The following is a 16,273-nucleotide window of genomic DNA, read 5'->3' as shown; positions in this document are numbered from 1 at the left end:
TCCCCTGGCTCCTCACGGCCCTGGCCCGCCGCCACTCGACGGCCCGCCCCACGACCGACGAGATCCCAGGCGCCGAGCGCATCGCCCTGCTCGTACGGGACCGCCTGGCGGACGAACTCCTGGAGCCCCCCTCCCTAGCAGCCCTCGCCACAGAGCTGAACCTGTCCCGCTACCAACTCCTCCGCGCCTTCCGTACGACGATGGGCATACCGCCGTACGCCTGGCTGGCCCAGCACCGCGTGACCCGCGCCCGCCGCCTCCTGGACGCGGGCCTGCGCCCGGCGGAGGTCGCGCCCCTGGTCGGCTTCGCGGACCAGGCCCACCTGACGCGCTGGTTCCGGAGGGTGCTGGGGGTGACGCCGGCGGCGTACCGCAACAGCGTTCAAGACGGCAGGTAGCGGCTCGGCCGATCCTGTCCGCATGACTGCACGCGGCTGGTTCCTGTTCTCCCTGATGGGAGTGGTCTGGGGTATCCCGTACCTGATGATCAAGGTAGCGGTGGACGCTCCGTTGTCCCCCTCGATGGTGGTGTTCACGCGATGCGCGCTGGGAGCGCTTTTGCTGCTCCCGTTCGCGATCCGAGGCGGCGGCCTGCTCCGCGTCCTCCGCTCCCACTGGCTGCCGATGCTGGCGTTCGCGTGCATAGAGATCATCGGACCCTGGTTCACCCTCACCGACGCCGAACGCCACCTGTCCAGCTCGACGGCGGGCCTGCTGATCGCGGGCGTACCGATTGTCGGGGTCGTGCTGGCCCGCTTCTTCGGCAACGCGGAGCGGCTGGGCGTACGTCGGATGGTGGGCCTGGGGCTGGGCCTGGCCGGGGTGGCCGTCCTGACCATCCCGCACCTCACAGGCGGAGACGCCCGCTCCTTGGTCGAAGTACTCCTCACGGTCCTCGGCTACGCAACGGCCCCCCTGATCGCATCCCGCTGGCTGAAGGACGTCCCCACCCTGCAACTGACGGCCCCGTGCCTGGCCCTGGCAGCCCTGGTATACGGCCCCTCGGCGGCCCTCTCCTGGCCGTCCACCCTCCCCTCCGCCTCCGTCCTGTCGGCACTACTCGGCCTGGGCGTGATCTGCACGGCCCTGGCCTTCGTCGCGTTCCTCGAATTGATCAAGGAGGTGGGCCCGACGAGGGCGACGGTCTTCACATACGTCAACCCGGCGGTCGCGGTCGCGGCCGGAGCCCTCTTCCTGGGCGAGGACCTGACGTGGGGCATAGGGGCGGCGTTCACGCTGATCCTGGCGGGCTCGGTACTGGCGACGGCGGCGGGCCCGGTGACCGCTGCTCCCGCCGACCCCACCGGTCCGTCCGCTCCGTCCGGTCCATCCGATCCGTCCGCAGGCACCGGCACACGCCGGGTAGCATGGTCATCACGGCAGACGAGCCGGGCGGACGGCCGCGTGGAGTCCCCTTGAGGGGCTCCCCGAGGAACGTCCGGGCTCCACAGGGCAGGGTGGTGGCTAACGGCCACCTGGGGCGACCCACGGGACAGTGCCACAGAAAACAAACCGCCCAGCACTTCGGTGCCGGGTAAGGGTGAAACGGCGGTGTAAGAGACCACCAGTGCCCAGGGTGACCTGGGCAGCTAGGTAAACCCCACCCGGAGCAAGGTCAAAAGGGAGTTCCTTCCAGGGATTGGAACGGGGCTCCTGCGGGGACGTTCGAGGGCTGCCCGCCCAAGTCCCCGGGTAGACCGCACGAGGCCGGTGGCAACACCGGCCCTAGATGGATGGCCGTCACCCCGACTCCCGCGAGGGACCGGGGAACAGAACCCGGCGTACAGCCCGACTCGTCTGCCATCGGGGCTCTGGCCTGGGCAGTAGCCCGGTCGGGGGCCCTTTCCCGCGTCGGGCGGTTGTGAGGTGAGGGCCGGGCCAAGCGGAAACTGACTCTCTCCGCTGTGGTGCCGTTGGAGCGGAGGACCGCGCAAGGGTGGTGAGTCGGCAGAGCGGTGGTGTCGGCCCGGCCTGGAGCCACGAGGCAGGAGTGAGTCCCTGCGCCTTGGTCCCGGGCCGCGGAGGTGGCGGCGTACGCCTCGTACGTCCATCAGCGTGACTTCGCACAGCAGCGCACGCGGACGAGACGCGGCGTTGTGGCCCTGTCTGTGGACGGGGTCTGTTGGCGGGGGGCTGAAGCAGTCCGGGCGAGGCGGCCGTCGCGTCCGGTATATGGCGTGGCTCGCCTTCTCGGGCTTTCTGTTAACGCCCTTACGATCTGACACCCTGTCGCAGGTGACGCCGGCTGGGCTCAGTCGGCGGTGACGTCGGCGTCGGCAGGGAGGTCCGCGAGCTCGGCCAGGTCCCGTCCGCTGTCGTCCACCCAGTATTTGGTTCCGAAGGCATAGCGGGGCCGATTCCCCGTCAGCTCCTCGACCATCTTCTTGACGAGTGACGTCGGCGCGTAGACCTCATCGTCGTACTCCCACCGCAGGGGCCTACTGCGGTCGCCCGTCCAGGTGGCACGGCCGCGCCTGGGGTCTTCGGCCACCCAGGTGTCGAGATCGTCGTTGTCCCAGGCCAGAGACTCCGGGTACGAGCGGAACCGCAGTATCTGGCCGGACTTCACCGATCCGTTGTCGAGGATCCGCAGCACTGCTTTGCGGTTGCGAGTGCTGTTCGCCGCCCGTTGCGCCGTCTCGGCCTTCTCGGCGCGGGCGGGAACGACGGTGAACTCCTCGAGCCCGGGGACCGGATAGAGCACCGAGGTGGTCATCACATGCGCTGCTCCGGTGTCCCACAGCCGGAATTGGACCAGCTTGACGTCGAGGCCCATCTCGTTGAGCCACACGGTCGATGAGGTCACCTGCCGCGGGAAGGACCGGGCGACCAGGATGAGTCGAGGCTGCTTGAGCAGTGCGGCATCCAGCTCGTCGCCGCAGTGCTCCCGGATGCGCCGCAGCGCGTCCTGCGTGTCGCACTGGGGGTCGGTGCGCCGGAGGAACTCGGCATGGATGCGGGCCAGATCCTCTTCGGTGAACCGGGACACCATGGCGGCGTAGGTGACGGCCTGCAGATGCACGTCGTCCGGGGCACCGTCGCGTTTGAGTTCGATGACGACGAGATGGCCTTCGGAATCGAGGGCCATCAGGTCCAGCCGGTCACGGACCCTGTCCCCGCCCGACGTCGCCCACTTGTCGTATTCCTCGGTCAGGATGAGGAGGCCGGGTTCGATGAGGGACGGGTCAGCGATGATCCACTGCTGGAGATCGGCCCGCTCTCGCAGCCCCAGATCAGACAGCCCCACCTCCCGGGCCTCGGCAGGCTGGGCCCCGCCGATGACCGACACACGCTCGATCGCCACTTCCCCTCCCCGGGCCGCCAGTCACCTCTTGACCTGTGACCTTAATCGAGTTGCTGAGGTCTGGTTCTGATAGTCAGCGTCACCCGGCGGAGGGGTGAAGCATCAGCTGAAGGAGACATGGTTCCGCGCGTCAGTACCTGAATCAAACGCCCGCGCTGGGCGGACGGACTGCCGAGGTCGTAGACCGGGCGACGGAGTCGGGTGCTTCGTTCGCTGTTCCTTAGGGAGCCGCGCACTGGACACACCGAGGCTTCGTGAGCAGCGAGAAAATCGTTCTGTAGTTAACGCTTCACGCATTGGTGCGCTGACCGTAGAATCCGCCTCCAGGGGGGATCAGCGGGACTTGTGCGGCCACCAGGACAGTACGGACGTCTGTGGCCGCGCTTTGCGTTGGCGGCAGTGGGGACTGCCGTTGGCGTCGGTGCTCCGTTGGCCCAGAAGCGACAACATCAGGGACCAGCGTGACGAACTCGGGTGACTTCGGGGGCAGCCAGGAACTCGACCGCCTCAAGGCGATGCTTGAGAGCTGGCGGACGTCGCTGGTGGACCTGAGCGGCCGCAACCGGCTGCTCAATTTCCGCCACACCAAGTCGGCGACACTGGAGATCGCCACTCCATCCGCGCAGGAGCTCGTCGAAGGCCTGGCCCGTGGCTGGGACTTCGCGCCGCTCCCGGACGAGGAGCCGGAGGCCGGCGAGGGTATGCGATCCGGCGATGTGGCCCTCGCGAAGAAGGGCGACCGCACCGACGGAATAGTCACCCAGAAGACCGCCGCGCCTTCCCTTCTGCGAGCGTTGAACAGTCTGCGCGCCAAAGCGATGCAGGTCTTCAACGATTACGGCTTGTGGACCCTCAACCTCGGCATCGGCATGCTCCGTTGGCGTGAGGACGGAGGTGAGACAGGCAGCGACGCCCCCTTGGTCCTGATGCCGGTGGTCATTGAGCGCGCCCGCAACGGCCGGCTGCGCCTCAGGGCGAGCGACGACGAGGAACCGCGCCTCAACCCGGCCCTGAAGGTGAAGCTGGAGCAATTCCATATCGACTGGACGCCGGTCGCCGAACAAGACCCTTCGGACCTGCAGGCGGTGCTCTCCGCCGCGGCTCGCGCGGTGGCGGGCAAGGCCGGATGGCAGATCTCCGACCGTGTCGTGCTCGCACTCTTCGCCTCCCACAAGGAGTCGATGTACCAGGACCTGCTGGACAACGAGGACCGCGTCCTCGGCAGTGACCTCGTACGGGCGATGGCGCTCGGCCCGAACTCCGGACTCGCCTCCGACCGTTTCGACTTCGAGGAGATCGAGCTCGACCGGATCGACGAACTGAGCCCGCCCGAGGACAGTCCGCTGGTGCTCGACGCCGACGCCTCGCAGCGGCAGGCCGTCGCCGCGGCCGTGGCCGGACAGTCGTTCGTCCTGGACGGCCCGCCCGGCACCGGCAAGAGCCAGACGATCACGAACATGATCGCCGGTCTGATGCACGCAGGCCGCAGTGTGCTGTTCGTCAGTGAGAAGGCGGCGGCCCTCGACGTCGTTCTCGACCGGCTGAAGTCGGTCGGACTCGACTCGTACGCCCTGGCGCTCCACAGCCACAACACCAGCCGCAAAGCGGTGGCGCAGGAGCTGGGCCGGGCTCTCGCGGAGGAGCCGCGCGCACCGCAACTGTCACAGCAGACCCTGGCCCAGGCCAGGGAACTGCGCCTTTCTCTCAGCGCCTACGCCGAAGCTATGAACGACGTCCGCGACCCGCTGGGACGGACCCTGCACGACGTGCTCGGTCGAGTCGGGCAACTGTCCGAGGCGCCGGTGGCCTATCTGAGCCAAGGTGACGACGCCCCCACCGGGACAGGGGCGACGTTTCGCGCTGAGACGCTCAGCGACGAGGACCTGCCTCTGATCGTCGAGGCGACGAAAGCCATCTCCGACGCCTGGGAGGCGGTCGCCGATCCCTCGTTCCCCTGGCGCGACCTGCGAGCCGGCCTGCCGCATCCACGTCCTGTGCTGGAGCAGGCGCGGGCGGCGCGGGACGCGCTGACGGCGGCGGTCGACCGGTACTGGAATCTCGCGCCTGGGGGAGTGCCCGTCACGGACGAGAGCGGAATCGACCGTCTGATCGCGCTCCTGCGGCTGCTCGACGTGCGGAATCCTGCGCCGGAAGCGTGGTTGACCACGGATGCCTTCGCCGACGAGGTGGACGACCGGGTCGACGCCTTCCTGGCGGAACTGCGCACGGTGCAGCGTACGAGCACTGCCGTCCGCGCGGCGGTGGGCGAGCGTTGGCAGGAGCTGTCCACCAGGCTGACGGCTGAGCCGGGGGAAGCCGAGAAGACGCTCTCGGCGATGGCGCCGCGCGGCCTCGACCTCGCCGGACTCACTGAGGAGCAGGCGCGACAGCTCGCCAGGGAGTTCGACGCGACCGCTGGTGTGCTGGAGCGGACCCTGCAAAGCCTCAACCACGTCAGCCAACTCACCGGGCTCACGAACCCCGGTATCCCCGAGGAAGCACGTCATCTGTGTGACGTGATCGCCGTGGCCGGCACCGAACACCGCCCTCTCGAGCAGTGGCTGGTCCCTGAAGGCTCCGAGCGGGCGGAAGAGGCGGCGATCGGGGCCGCCGCTGACGCACTGAGCGACTTCTTCACACGACGGGACCAGGTCCTCTCTGCCCAAGCCCTCGCGACGGACCACGCGGGCCCCGGGTGGGCCGAGCTCCGTCCTGAAGTGAGCGCAGAGCGACCGGCCAACGAGCAGGCCCTCATCGCACTGGAACCGCCCGGCGCCGACATCGCATCGTTGACCCGCCGCGAGGCCGCGGAGCTGACCGAGCGGTTCGCCACGCTCGCCGACGCCCTTGAGATGGCCGCCGAGCACGCCGACTCGGTGGCCGAGCGCCTCGGGTGCGGCCGGCCGAAGGCGACGTCCGAGGCCGAGGACCTGGCCACACTCGTGGAGCTGGCCACAGCCTCGGACCGCACGCTCGAAGCATGGCTCGACCCCCGGGCACTCCCCGGTGCCCAGGCAGCCGTCGCAGAGATCTCCGCGGCCGCCGAAGACCTCGCCGCCGCGGAGGAGGCGGCACGCGACACCTTCCTGCCCGAAGTCGTCTCCACGCCCGAACTGCCCGAAGCAGTCCACCGGCTCATGGAGGGCCGCCAGGGACTCGCCGGCATGCTGTCCAGCAGCATTCGGGCCGACCGGAAGCTCGTGGCACAGCTGACGCACGGCGGCTCCTGGCGCGGCGAACTGTACGACAAGCTGCCACTCGCCGACACCTGGTGCACCGCACACGGGAAGCTGCGCTCGCTGGCCACGGCGCACGCCGAGCTGATCGGCCGTTATCGGGGCACGACGTTGCCCGACGTCCCGGCACTGCGCAAGGCACTCGCGCACGCAGAAGCGGTCCATGCACTCGCGCCGGAAACCGTCGCCGACCCCTACTGCCGGAGCTTGCTCGCCACTCACCTGGCCGACGGCCGAGAGGCACAACCCGCACTCGTCGAGCAGGGCGCGGCGCTGCGCAGGGAACTCGCCACTTGTCGAAGGGACTTGGACAGCCAGTCTCTGGCACCGCATGCTTCCGACCTCAGCAAGCAGCCGCTCCACGACGCTGCCCGCTGGCTGCACGCCCACCTCGCTCCGTTGCGACAGGCCGTCGCGCTGATGGACACCGTGGCCTCGGTCGGTCGCCGGGACAGCGGCCTCGGTTCCGAGCACACGCTCGCCTCCGCGCGCACGGCGGTCACGGCCGCGCACGCGGCACAGACGGAGACAGAGGCGTTCGCCGCTCAAGCCGTAACCGACCGCAGTCTTCTCGGTCCCTGGTACCGGGGCCTCGACACGCTGGCGGAAGACCTGCACGACGCCGTGCCCAACGGTGTGACGGGCTACGAGCCCATGGGACAGCTCTTGCGCCGCGCCCTCGACCTGACCCGACAGCAACCGGGCCCGTACGCCACAGAACAGCAGCGCGACTTGCTCGGCCGGTACGCCCTGGAAGGACACCTTCACACCGAAGCTCTGCGGGCTGCCCTGGACTCCGCTGGGCTGATCGCCCGTCTCGCACCCGACGCGCTCAAGGAACCAGCACGCCGGACCAGGCTCGTCGAGGTCCTGGCCGACGGCCGACCCGAACCGCGCGAACTCCTGGCACAGACGCACCAGATCCGCCATGACATGGACCGCTGGCAGGAGTTCACCGGGCAGCCCCAGGTCGCGACGGTCGGCACAGCGCTTGCCGCCCGCCCTCTCGAACGGGCGTCGAGCTGGCTTCGCGCTCACCTGGAGCCCTTCGAGGACGCGGCCGACCTCATCCGCTCGACCGCCCGCGTCCTGGACGAGGAGACGGGCCTCACTCTGTCGCGGGCGCGGGAAGCGGTGGCCGCCGTCGTCTCCGCCCGCGCCGCCGAGTCCGCCTTCGCGGACAAGGACGCCACGTACCGAGGCCTTCTCGGTTCCCTCTACCAGGGCACCGAGACAGACCGCGATGCGATCCTGGACGCCCTGGACTGGGCCCAGAAGGTTCGCCGTACCGCACATGGCGGCCACTCCGCGCCCCTGTCGCAACCGGCGGCCCGGCTGATGCTGGCCGCGTCGGCCGATCCGTCCGTCGCGGCCCGCGCCAACGACTGGAGGGGTCAGCGCGAGACCCTCACCGGGTACTTCGAGCCTGAACGGGCTGAGGAGCTGCGACGCGAACTCGCCGAATCCCTCACCGCTGCCAAGTCCGTCCTCTCTCGCCTCGACCGCGACCCGTTCGGTCCGGAGGCGTGGACCAGTTGCGCCGACGCACTGACCCAGCTGCGCCGCTACCACCTCGACGGGCTGCCCGACCAGCTCGCACGCCGTGAGGTTTCCGCCGAGGACTTCCCCGCCGCCATGGAACGTGCGGTGCTCACCGCGTGGGTCGAGCACCAGCTCGCCACCGACCAGAGGCTGAAGCCGATGCGGGCCGTGGAACGCGACCAGTTGGTGGAGCGCTTCCAGAAGGCGGACCACGACCTGGTGGCCGCGGCGCACGCCGAGGTCATCGCCGCGTGCAACTCCCGCCGCCCTCGCCGGACATCGGTGGGTCAGGCCGCCGTGATCCGCCGCGAGTCCGAGAAGCAGCGGCGTCACATGCCTGTACGGCAACTGCTCCAACAGACACGCGACGTCGTACGGCTGGTCAAGCCCTGCTTCATGATGAGCCCGCTGACGGTCAGCCAGTTCCTGCCACCGGACTTCGTGTTCGATGTCGTCGTCTTCGACGAGGCGTCCCAGGTGCTGCCGCAGGACGCGGTGAACTCCGTCTACCGGGGCAAGGCCCTCATCGTGGCGGGCGACCAGAAGCAGCTGCCGCCCACCTCGTTCTTCAGCGCGGCCAGCGACAGCGGCGACGGCGACGAGTGGGACGAGGACGCCACCGACAGTTTCGAGTCCATTCTCGACATGTGCAAGGCCAGCGGAGTCCTGCGCGGGCTGCCCCTGCGCTGGCACTACCGCAGCCGGCACGAGAACCTGATCGCTTTCAGCAACCACGACTTCTACGACAACTCCATGGTCACGTTCCCCGGCGCGCTTGAACAGGGACCGGACATCGGCGTGGATTTCATCAAGGCGGACGGCGTCTACGACCGCGGCGGGAGCAGCGACAACCCCCTCGAGGCCGCCAAGGTGGCCCAGCGCGTCATCCACCACTTCGACACCCGCCCCGAGCACACCCTCGGCGTGGTCGCGCTGTCGAAGGCGCAGGCGGAGGCAATCGAGGAGGCGGTGCAGAAGGCGAGGGTGGCCCGCCCGGACCTCGACCACCACTTCACGGAGGGCCGGCTCGACGGTTTCTTCATCAAGAACCTCGAAAGCGTCCAGGGCGACGAGCGCGACGTCATCATCCTGTCCATCGGCTACGGCCCCGACCACCGGGGCAAGTTGCTGTCGACCTTCGGCCCCATCAACAGGGACGGCGGTTGGCGACGCCTCAACGTGGCCGTGACCCGCGCCCGGCGCCGCATGGAGGTCATCGCCTCCTTCCACGGAGGCGATCTGCCGGACAGCGCCAACAAGAGCGTGCAGCACCTGAAGCGGTACCTGCAGTACGCCCAGCACGGTCCTGCGGTCCTCCAGACGGAGGCCGCCGATCCGGGGGCGGCTCCGGAGAGCCCCTTCGAAGAGGAGGTCATCGGCGTCCTGCGCGGCTGGGGGTATGAGGTCCAGCCGCAGGTGGGGGTGGCCGGTTTCCGCATCGACATGGCGGTACGGCAGCCGGGGGCGCCCGGCACGTACGCGCTGGGCATCGAGTGCGACGGCGCCATGTACCACTCCTCGCGGGCGGCTCGCGACCGCGACCGGCTCAGGGAAGCGGTTCTCCGCGACCTGGGTTGGCGGCTGCACCGAATCTGGGGTACGGACTGGTACAGGAACCGCCGGGATGCAATGGCGCGGCTGCGGGTCGCGGTGGAGGCGGCGTGTGCGGAGGATCCGCATGCGGTGCGAGTGGCGCCACCCGCGGGGCTGGACGACAGCGGCGACTACCGTGGCAATGGTGACAGTACGGCAGATCCCGCGGGCGGCCCAGTGAGCGCGGCGCGCGGAGAGTCTGCCGAAGGGGGATCAGCTGGTCCGGCAGCCCCGCGAGTGGAATTCGTGACGGTCGACGCCGGCCCTGCGCCCTGGAGCCGTCCCTACCAGGAGGTCGACCCCGTCCTGTTGGCAGAGGTACGTGTCCGATCGAGTAACCAGCGGGGCATCCGGGGTACGGAGTTGCAGGATCCCGATGCCCTCGACGTGGTGGCGGATGTGGCGTTGTGCGTGGTCGAGGTGGAAGGGCCTGTCGAGAAGGAAGTGATCTACACCCGAGTCCGACTCGCGTGGGGCCTCGGACGAGCAGGCCAGGTGGTCCGCGACCGCATCGACCGAGCTCTTCGTCGCTTGCTCAAGCAGGGCAAGATCGTTCACGTCGGTACGGCCTACGGCAGGCCCGGCCACAAGACGGAGTTCGCCCGCACCCCGACGGAGCGGTGTGCCCGACGAGTGGCGGAGGTTCCCGTGGCGGAGCGGCAGCTCGTGCTGACAAACGTGGTCGACGAAGGACCTGGTGTACACCGCGAGGACCTGCTGCGGGAGGCCGCTCGTTTCTTCGGGTGGGCGCGGCTCGGAGCCGATATCCGGGATGCGCTGACTGGCGACATCGAGGCGTTGATCGCCGCCGGGGACTTGATCGAGTCGGAGGGCGGTCTGATGCCTGCGGAGGGTTCTTGATCCGTTGCGGCAGGCCTTCTCGTATCGCCCAGAGGGCCCGCTGGGCTGGCAGGGACGGGACAAGCGTCATGCGATGTCCCGTTAACAGCGGTCCGAATCTTGGGTGCCGTTCGGACTTTGCCACGGTTCCGAGGTCGATCAACGAGGACGCCACGTCATCAACACTTCGGCGAGAGCGTCCCGTTGAACCTCCGCTGGCCGTTCGGGCGTGCCAGAATGTGCAGCGAAGTGCTTACACCTAACGGCAGAGGCCCCCGCGCGTTCCCAACATCGACATCTCATCCCCCGCGCAGAGCGGCCGAATTTTCCACGCAGAGTGGCGAAGCACGAGTATCGGACGCAGCGGTGCGGGCCCGGGGGACAGGCCAGCCCCCCCCGCCCTCGACGTTGTGCTGTCTCTGACTATTGGTCCCTGGCCTGTTCCTCAGCCCCCGGCCGCCAAACGGGAGCGAGGCACACACCCACCCGAACCGGAGGGTCCAAGCTAGCCCGGTTCCGATCGGAAGGATTTTGCGATGGCCAGCAATTGTGACCCGTGAGCCGCGGGCTGCTGATCACGCTGGGCGCCAGTGCTGCCACAGCGTCGGTCGCAGCCGCTCCCTGGATCGCCGTTGCTCTACTGGGCGTGCCCCTGATCGTGATCGCTGGCATCTTCATGCCGGCCGTCTGGTCGAAGAGGCCCACCAGGCGGCGTGATGCGCGCCTTCTCTCCGAACGCATTCTGCGTGTCCTAGAGCGGAGGCGCTGATGATCCCCTCACGAGCCACACGAGCGCCCCCCTTCTCCGTCCGCCCCGTTGCCTGTCCTGAAGGCGACGGGGCGGACGCAATTAAGTGCCACACTGGCCACATCCGCTGAGAGAACGCGGACGCCACCGAGGTCGACCGACTCCAGAGGGGCAGAGGCCCTGCACTCCGGGCTTCGGACGTTGATAGGGGAGACCAGGCACGGCGTCCGCGGCCGCCACTGCGACCACCGGTACGACTGTCAGTACCGCCAGGTACCCTCAGACACATCGTCAACGCGGCCCGACGGGCTTCCGCTCCACCCCGGTGGAGTTTCAAAGGACATGCCCCCACCCGCACGAGTCTTTTCGTGCTGCCTGGGGGAAGTCCTTGCTATTCCGCGCGTCCGCGAAAACGGTCGCCGTCATGGCACTCGACGGTTCGCTGTTCCTGCACCTCACCGACCAGTTCGTCCACATGCATGGTTATCGGCCCGGCGCCTCGGAGGTGCGTTCCTGGGAGCGCAGCATCCCCGTCCTGGCCGCCGCACTCAACGACGCCGGCCTGGGCGACGTGGAGGTCATGCTGGAGTACGCGCTACCGCTGAACAGCAAGCGCGCCGACGTCGTCCTCGCCGGAGTGCACCCGGTCACAGGAGAGCCGTCCTACGTCGTGGTGGAGCTGAAGCAGTGGAGCCAGGCGCTGCCCCACGAGGACGACCCCACCCTGTGCCATGTCGACGCCTATGCCCATCCGGTCCTCAACCCCATCGAACAGGTCCGCCGTTACTGCGAGTACCTCGTCAATTTCAATGGGGCGGTGGCCGAACACGCGCGCCGGGTGGCCGGAGTGGCCTATCTGCACAATGCCACCGAGTTCGGCGTGACCGGGCTGCGGCAGATCGAGCGTGACGGCCACGGACTGCTCTTCACGGCGGAAGGCCGCGGTGCTTTCCTCGACCACCTTCGTACGAGGCTGAGCGACAGGCATCCCGGGGCCCAGGCAGCGGACGAACTTCGCGCGGGCGCCACGGTGCCGTCGAAGCAGCTCATGTCCGTGGCTGCCAAGGAGGTGCGCGAGCGAACCCAGTTCGTCCTCCTCGACGAGCAGCAGGTCGCGTACCGCCTGGTGCTGAACGCGGTGGAGAAGGCGAAGCACGCCGACCGCAAGGAAGTCGTCATCGTCACGGGCGGCCCCGGCACTGGCAAGAGCGTCATCGCTCTCCAACTGCTCGGCGAGCTCTACCGTCGAGGGGTACCGGCACTGCACGCCACCGGCTCGCAGTCCTTCACGAAGACGATGAGGAAGGTTGCCGGAGCCCGCAAGCGCGAAGTCCAGGACCTGTTCAAGTACTTCAACAGCTTCATGACGGCCGAGAAGAACAGCCTCGGTGCCCTGATCTGCGACGAGGCCCACCGCATCCGGGAGACCTCGGCCAACCGTTACACGCGCGCCGAGAACCGTACCGGCAGGGCACAGATCGACGAACTCATCGACGTCGCCTACGTGCCCGTCTTCTTCCTCGACGAGCACCAGGTCGTGCGCCCCGGTGAGATGGGCACCGTGGCCGAGATCAAGGCGGCAGCGGCGAAGCGGGACATCCCGTGCAGCGTCGTCCCGCTCGACAGCCAGTTCCGCTGCGGAGGCAGCGACGCCTACCTGCGCTGGGTGGTCCGCCTCCTCGGCCTGGAGTCGGGCGGGCCGGTCGTGTGGGAACCCGACGGCCGCATGCAGTTGCTGGTCGCCGACAGCCCGCGGGAGTTGGAAGCCTTCCTCGAGGCTCGCCGGACCCAGAATTACGGCGCCCGTATGTCCGCGGGCTACTGCTGGCGCTGGTCCCCGGAACCCAAGCCTGGCGCCCCGCTCCCGCCCGACGTGGTCATCGGGGACTGGGCTCGCCCCTGGAACCTGCGAGGGGACCGCGCCGTCTCCGGCGCGCCCCCGGCCGCCCTGTGGGCCACCGACCCGGCGGGCTTCGGACAGGTCGGCTGCGTCTACACCGCCCAGGGCTTCGAGTACGACTGGTCCGGCGTGATCATCGGCCCCGATCTGCTCTGGCGCGGCGACCGCTGGGTCACGGATCGGACGGCGTCGAAGGACCCGGTCTTCAAGAAGTCCACCCCCGACACCGATGTGGACCGACTGATCCGTAACACGTACAAGGTCCTGCTGACCCGGGGCATGGTGGGCACGATTGTCTACTCGACGGACCCGGAGACGCGGGAGAAGCTTCGGGAACTGGCGGGTGGGACGGCCCGAGATGCGGTGCCGGCCTGAGAGGCATGGCCGGTGCTGAGGGAGCTGCAATTCATGGACGCTGCCGATCTAGATCTTCGAGACCCCCCTTGCCGACCCGGTGCCGCTTCTGGTCGGCGGGACGGTACTGCTGGGCCATTGGGCCCGCCGGACGCTCCTGCCGAGCCCGAACACCGGAAGGGATCACTGACTTCTCGGATGGCGCGTCTCCGGGCCCTCGCGCACCGCGGCCTCCTGGAGTAGCGCCTTTCGGGATGGTGGGAGGCCGGGGCCGAACCCGACGGCCGCCAGGTCGGCGGAGGTGGCTCGCCCCGGGCCCCACCTCATCCCACCGTCGGGCTCGGTGACACCGTGCTGTTCGCCGGCGGTGTGAGGACGGCCTGCGGCTGGCCCGCGCTCGGGGGCGGTGGCGTGAGGTCCTGGGCCGGGAGATTGGGGGTGGCGGTCTCCTGGGTGAGGACCTGGGTGAAGTCGACCAGGCCGGTTTTCTCCACGGCGGAGATGTGGTTCAGGACCATGTTGTTGGCCTGGTTGGCCAGGGCGCGGATCAGTGTGTTCCTCGTGGTGGTGCGGACGGCGGCGATCGTGGTGAGGAACTGGCCGTTCGTCGTGCGGATGGTGGTGGCCATGTCCGTGGCGAACTGCTTGCCGCTTTCGCCGTTCAGGCGGGACTCGAAGTCCTGCTGTTGGGGTGATGGCTGGTTGGGCAGCGTGATGCCCAGCTGGGCGGCAGCGTTGCGACAAGCGGCGTCCAACGCGGCGTCCCCGGCGACCAACTGCTCCCCGGCGCTTCTGACCGCCTTGGTCGTTCCCTTCTTCAGCGCCTCTTCACCGACGGGGTACTCCCACAGGTCGGCTGCGCGCACCTTGACCACGAAGTCCCGGTCCGCTGCCGTCAGTGGCCCGGTCGTTGGGTGCGCGATGACACGCGACGGTGCGCTGCTGACCTTCTGGACTCCGAGCATGGCGGGGTAGAGGAGGGAACCGAGGGTGAGGCTGACCGCGCCACCTATGAAGAGAGTTCCCGCCGCCTTCCGTGAAACGAGCACCGTGTCTCCTGATCCGGTTCATCGGATCCCGCACACACCGCAATTACGGATGTGGGGTACTGAAGAACCTCTTGGCCTCGTCATGGGTTGGCAAAGGGATCGGATGGTCGGTGACGGTTGGCGGGCCGCAGGTCCGTTAGACCCCAACTACGGGCAGAGAAAGGGCCGTTAGGCCCTAGAGGGCGGGCGCCTCACCGTCGATCATGTAGCGGCGGCCGGGAAGGGCCAGGTCCATTCCCGCACTTCTGGTGCTTTCCGGTCTCGAAGACACCCACGTATGTCATGCTCCGCTCCTGGCGTTCCAGTGCCGAATCCCCGAATCTCAGGCCATACCACGTTCGCGGTCGCGTCGGACCGCACTCGTCGGGGTTCACGGTTGGCAACTTCCTGCCAGTGATTCGGCCTGTGTGGCGGAAAGGCGCGCGGGCCCGCGAGCACGGACGGCGAAGGCAGACGCCTTCCCTCCGGTTGCGGTCACGCACGCCATCAGGGTCGTCCTGGCCTCTTAGGTTCGGCTGGGCGGTGGCTGACTGGTCGCCGCGCAGTGGACACGAGGGAGGAACGAATGGCCAGGATCGCGGCGAGGGGCAGAGCCGTGGCGACCATGGCGGCGACGCTCGTTCTGGGGGCGGCAGGTGTGACACAGGCACATGCGGCGCCGGTGGACCAGGGCCGGTCGACGGTCGTGCGGGCCGAGGCCGCGGAGGTGGACTACGACACCTGGCAGAGCGATGTGCGCAAGGTGATCGACGAGGCCCGCCCCTACGTTCAGCGGCGGCTCGACAACACCGCCGGGCAGAAGCCGGCGATCGTTCTCGACATCGACAACACGTCACTGGAGACGCACTTCCAGCCGTTTCCGCCGACCCCTGCGGTCAAGCCGACACTGGAACTGGCGCAATACGCCCACAGCAGGGGCGCCGCCATATTCTTCATCACCGCGCGTCCCGACCTGATCGGGTTCATCACCAAGGCGAACCTGGAAGCGGTGGGGTATCCGGTGACGGGTCTGTACCAGCGGGGCCTCGGCGATCTGTTCGGTGACAAGGCCGAGTTCAAGACGGCGAAGCGCTCCGAGATCGAGGGCCAGGGATACACGATCATCGCCAACATCGGGAACAATGCGACGGATCTCGTCGGAGGTCACGCGGAGCGGACCTTCAAACTGCCCGACTACGACGGGGCCCTGGACTGACCGGAAGCGTCCTGGGAGGCCAGTGACCGACATCCCCTGACGGGATGGCGCCTTCGGCCCGGCCAATGCACGTGCGGGCCGGAGGCGCTCGCGATCGATGGTCCGGTGGAGTACAAGAAGAGCTTCCGTCATCACAATGAGGTTTTCCGTAATTATTGCCCGACAGGGGTGTTTGACGTTACGGAGCTGTCCTGGGTAACGTCGAGACAACGGGAATGGCTCAGGCAGTTCCGGACCGGTCTTGAGACTGATGTCCAGTTTGTCGCCTGCGTCTATTTAACGGGGGTGTAGGTCGAGATGCGGAACGTCCGCTGTATTGTGCGTATCGCTCGTTTGCCTGTCCATGGGCTCTGTCCGGCACCTCGCTAGGTTTTTCTCTGGCTGTTCGCATGAGTATCGCCCCGTGCCGGGGGTCTTTGGTGTGCAAGGGCGCCCGGATTGGCGGGGACTCCTATTGGTCAAGCTTCAGGGGGAGCTGTGCCCAGTACGTCAGTCAATCCCGAGATAACCAC

At 68.3% G+C, this 16,273-nt stretch carries 6 protein-coding genes, 1 other RNA gene and 1 pseudogene; 6 read left to right on the top strand and 2 right to left on the bottom strand.

Annotated features, from left to right (window positions below):
• The 3 genes and pseudogenes from GRC12_RS14055 to rnpB all read left to right on the top strand — a co-directional run.
• Window positions 1-398, top strand: a 398-nt coding sequence (locus tag GRC12_RS14055) for a helix-turn-helix transcriptional regulator (protein ID WP_208779574.1), incomplete at its 5' end; no start/stop codon positions are given.
• 22 nt (window positions 399-420) lie between these two features.
• Window positions 421-1,203 (top strand): annotated as a pseudogene (locus GRC12_RS46920) (DMT family transporter); the annotation flags it as partial.
• Between the two features lie 181 nt (window positions 1,204-1,384).
• Window positions 1,385-1,800: RNase P RNA component class A (gene rnpB / locus GRC12_RS14045), an RNA gene on the top strand.
• A 451-nt stretch (window positions 1,801-2,251) separates the two neighbouring features.
• On the opposite strand, the gene GRC12_RS14040 is transcribed toward rnpB, so the two are convergent.
• Window positions 2,252-3,304, bottom strand: a complete 1,053-nt coding sequence (locus tag GRC12_RS14040) for a hypothetical protein (RefSeq protein WP_208779573.1) — start codon at window positions 3,302-3,304, stop codon at window positions 2,252-2,254.
• A gap of 461 nt (window positions 3,305-3,765) precedes the next feature.
• On the opposite strand from GRC12_RS14040, the gene GRC12_RS14035 reads away from it, so the two are divergent.
• Together GRC12_RS14035 and GRC12_RS14030 are read left to right on the top strand one after the other, a co-directional pair.
• Window positions 3,766-10,536 (top strand): DUF3320 domain-containing protein, encoded by a 6,771-nt coding sequence (locus tag GRC12_RS14035; RefSeq protein WP_208779572.1) that lies wholly within the window; start codon window positions 3,766-3,768, stop codon window positions 10,534-10,536.
• 1,115 nt (window positions 10,537-11,651) lie between these two features.
• On the top strand, window positions 11,652-13,538 hold the full coding sequence (locus tag GRC12_RS14030) for a DUF2075 domain-containing protein (RefSeq protein WP_208779571.1): 1,887 nt from the start codon (window positions 11,652-11,654) through the stop codon (window positions 13,536-13,538).
• A gap of 302 nt (window positions 13,539-13,840) precedes the next feature.
• Here GRC12_RS14030 and GRC12_RS14025 read toward each other — a convergent pair whose 3' ends face one another.
• The gene (locus tag GRC12_RS14025) at window positions 13,841-14,530 is read right to left on the bottom strand and encodes a DUF4142 domain-containing protein (protein ID WP_208779576.1); all 690 of its coding nucleotides are present in this window, start codon (window positions 14,528-14,530) and stop codon (window positions 13,841-13,843) included.
• Between the two features lie 601 nt (window positions 14,531-15,131).
• Between GRC12_RS14025 and GRC12_RS14020 the strand changes: the two genes are divergently transcribed.
• Window positions 15,132-15,761: an HAD family acid phosphatase gene (locus GRC12_RS14020; protein WP_208779570.1), complete on the top strand. Its 630-nt coding sequence runs from the start codon at window positions 15,132-15,134 to the stop codon at window positions 15,759-15,761.
• Window positions 15,762-16,273 lie beyond the last annotated feature (512 nt).

Source organism: Streptomyces griseorubiginosus (genome assembly GCF_017614965.1).
Taxonomy (GTDB): Bacteria; Actinomycetota; Actinomycetes; order Streptomycetales; family Streptomycetaceae; genus Streptomyces; species Streptomyces griseorubiginosus_B.
Note: the sequence above shows the minus strand (reverse complement) of the source record. Positions and strands in the feature narration are given on the sequence as shown.

Excerpts from the sequence above, each read along its gene's own strand:
- GRC12_RS14020 (WP_208779570.1), top strand. The coding sequence starts at position 15,132 with ATGGCCAGGATCGCGGCGAGGGGCAGAGCCGTGGCGACCATGGCGGCG.